This is a genomic window from Flavobacterium sp., assembly GCF_044338735.1.
GTDB lineage: Bacteria > Bacteroidota > Bacteroidia > Flavobacteriales > Flavobacteriaceae > Flavobacterium.
In genome coordinates this window covers 1-3,145 of record NZ_JBIIWV010000216.1, presented here as the reverse complement: position 1 = coordinate 3,145, position 3,145 = coordinate 1, and the positions used below count along the sequence as shown (strand labels likewise).

Genomic DNA, 3,145 nt, shown 5'->3' with positions numbered 1-3,145 from the left:
AATTGAATACATTAATAAACAATCAATTGATTTATAATGCTTTATACCGCTTTCATATTTGGTTTAATTAGTAGTTTTCACTGCATTGGAATGTGCGGACCCATTGCTATGATGCTACCTGTAGATCGAACAAACGAAGCAAAAAAAGTAACTCAAATCATCACATACCATTTAGGAAAATTAACTGCTTATGGAATATTAGGCCTTATTTTTGGTTTATTGGGAAGAACTTTTTATTTGGCAGGAATACAACAAAAATTGTCTATTATAGTTGGAATTCTAATGATAATGGTAGCAATTATTCCAGAAAATGTATTTGCTAAATATAATTTTTCAAAACCTGTTTATCGAGTTGTTTCAAAACTCAAATCGAGTTTAGGGCAACAATTCAAATCAAAAAGTTATCAATCGCTTTTTACAATAGGTTTACTAAATGGTTTTTTACCCTGTGGAATGGTATATGTAGCTATTTTTGGAGCTATTGCCATGCAGAGTGTTTCAATGGGAATTGTATATATGTTGCTTTTTGGGTTGGGAACGATTCCTTTATTAACAGCCGTAATATATGTATCAAACCTACTATCAATTTCTTTCAGAAGAACTTTGCAAAAAATGATACCTATAGTAGCAGTTTTAATAGGAATGTTATTTATTATTAGAGGTTTAGGATTAGATATTCCCTATTTATCACCTAGTAATTTAAGTTTGTTTGTGCAATCTGAAGCCAATTGTCATTAATAGAGTAGTATCGAAAACAAAAAAGCCTCTTCATTGAAAAGGCTTTTTTGTAGTTGTAAACTTAAATTAATCGACCATAATTTTTTTAGTGATCGATTCGTTTTCAGAGGCTAATTGTATTAAATAGAACCCTTTTGGTAAATTTGATACTTTATAAGCTTCATTAATTCTTGATGGATTCTTAATTTCTTGAATGATTTGTCCGTTGATGTTGTATAAAACAATTGATTTTAATTCACTTAAGGTTGAAATAAAAACCTCATTATTGCTAACAGGATTCGGATAAATTGAAACTGTATTTTCTAATTTAAATAAATTATTTGATAATGCTGTACATTGTGAAGTCCAAATTTGGCAAACATACGCAGGAGTATCAATAAAAGGATTTCTGTTGTTTTGACGAATATAAATGGCATTATTTCTGTCAATTTCTTTTTGACTTACAGGATCTTGTATATGCCAAGTAAGAAAGATATTTAAAAAAGTATCACTAAAAGATTTTCCAGTTGAACCATCAAACATCACTTTAGAAGTTGATGAACTTGCTGTAAAAAAGGAACTTAACTGACTTTCATAACGCGTTACAAAGTAAAACATAACTCTTGCAATATCGCCTTTATATTGGTCAATTGGTTCAAAAACTGTTGATGAATACCCTACAGAATATCCAGAATTTAAGTTATTTCCTTTTTTAGAACCATTACCAGAAGTATAAGTTGCAGTTCCGACTTTTCCATAAGGTAAATCACCGCGAGTTGCATTTACAATTTTATCTGAAGGTATTACAAAGTGAGCATCAGAAAACATTGGTAATACTGAGTTACCAAAATAGCTTTGAGGAATTGTATGTTCTCTATTAAAAAGTTGACATTCGCCACTGGGGTTTGAACCATTATCTTGTTGACCACCATTTGCTACGGTACCAAAAATAAAATCACAATTAGAATACATATCCCAAACTCTACCATTAGATTTTATATCTGATGTTAGATAAGTTGTATGTAATCCATCATAACCTTGATCAAAAGCTAAACGCTCAGAAGCTAATCCGTCATTTACATCATCTATGATTTTTTTTAATTGGGTCTTAAGTGTTAAACCAGTTCCAATTGCTGTGTTATAATATCCTGCAGGAATTTGTGCCCAACTAATTAATGAACACAATAAAAATGTTAATAGGGTAATGTTTTTCTTCATATTTTTTATTTTTTTCTTTCTAATAATGCCATGTAAAATCCGTCAAAGCCGCTTTCGTGGGCTAATACTTTTTTATCTTGAACAAATGTAAACTCTTTTCCAATTTCTGTGCTTAAGAAATGCTTAATTTGTTCTTGATTTTCTGAAGGTAAAACCGAACAAGTAGCATACACTAATTTTCCGCCAGGTTTAACAATTTTGGAATAATTTTCTAAGACTTCGGCTTGAATTTTTTTAATATTCTCAATAAATTCTGGTTGTAATTTCCACTTACTATCTGGGTTTCTCTTTAAAACACCTAATCCACTACAAGGAGCATCAATCAAAACGCGATCGGCTTTTTCGTGTAGTTTTTTTATCGTTTTAGTGCTTTCTATGACTCTAGGTTCAATATTAAATGCACCGTTTCGTTTCGCTCTAATTTTTAATTGCTTTAATTTACTTTCATATAAATCCATTGCAATTAATTGTCCTTTATTTTCCATTAACGAAGCCAAATGCAGCGTTTTTCCACCAGCTCCAGCACAAGTGTCAACCACTCGCATTCCTGGTTTTACATCTAAAAAGTAGGCAACTAACTGAGAAGAAGCATCTTGTACTTCAAAAAAACCGTCTTTAAACGCATCCGTTAAAAACACATTGGCTCTTTCGGTTAATATCAAAGCATCTGGATAATCGTTATGAAACTCGGTTTCAATATTTAAATCCATTAAAATTGCTCTTAATTTTTCCTTTGTCGTTTTAAGTTTGTTAACTCTTAAAATTACTTTTGCTTGTTCGTTTTGAGCAGACAATTCTTTGGTCCAAATTTCTTCACCTAACTCTTTAACCCCCAACTCATCCATCCAGTCTGGAATTGACTCTTTGAATTTTCTAGTTTTTGTTAATTCGTCAAATTTTCCTTTGATTCTTCTTACTGGGGTTTCCTCAAAATATTTCCAATCGGGTAGGGTGTATCCTCTAAGAACAGCCCATACGGCAAATATGCGCCAAATTTTATCTCTGTCAAACGGTTCTTTAACTTCGGCAATTTCTACATAAAGTCTTTTCCAACGCACAATTTCATAAATTGTTTCAGCAACAAATTTTCTATCGTGACTTCCCCAACGCTTGTCTTTTTTTAAAGCTCTCGCAACAACTTTATCGGCATATTCTCCTTCATTAAAAATCGCCATTAGCGAATCTATTGTGGTGAATACTAAATTTCTGT

The 3,145-nt window shown here is 31.6% G+C and carries 3 protein-coding genes; 1 reads left to right on the top strand and 2 read right to left on the bottom strand.

From position 1 onward, the window contains the following. Positions 1-36 precede the first annotated feature (36 nt). Positions 37-738, top strand: coding sequence for a sulfite exporter TauE/SafE family protein (locus ACIQZC_RS10305; protein WP_396139138.1), 702 nt, complete (start codon positions 37-39; stop codon positions 736-738). A gap of 66 nt (positions 739-804) precedes the next feature. Here ACIQZC_RS10305 and ACIQZC_RS10300 read toward each other — a convergent pair whose 3' ends face one another. After that, a complete protein-coding gene (locus ACIQZC_RS10300) occupies positions 805-1,935 on the bottom strand; it encodes an endonuclease (RefSeq protein WP_396139137.1) in 1,131 nt (376 codons plus the stop codon). A 5-nt stretch (positions 1,936-1,940) separates the two neighbouring features. Next, a partial coding sequence (locus ACIQZC_RS10295; RefSeq protein WP_396139136.1) for an RsmB/NOP family class I SAM-dependent RNA methyltransferase occupies positions 1,941-3,145 on the bottom strand: 1,205 nt, incomplete at its 5' end.

Bases quoted from the DNA above. Each gene is read 5' to 3' on its own strand.
- ACIQZC_RS10300 (WP_396139137.1), bottom strand. From the start codon at position 1,935: ATGAAGAAAAACATTACCCTATTAACATTTTTATTGTGTTCATTAATT.
- ACIQZC_RS10305 (WP_396139138.1), top strand. From the start codon at position 37: ATGCTTTATACCGCTTTCATATTTGGTTTAATTAGTAGTTTTCACTGC.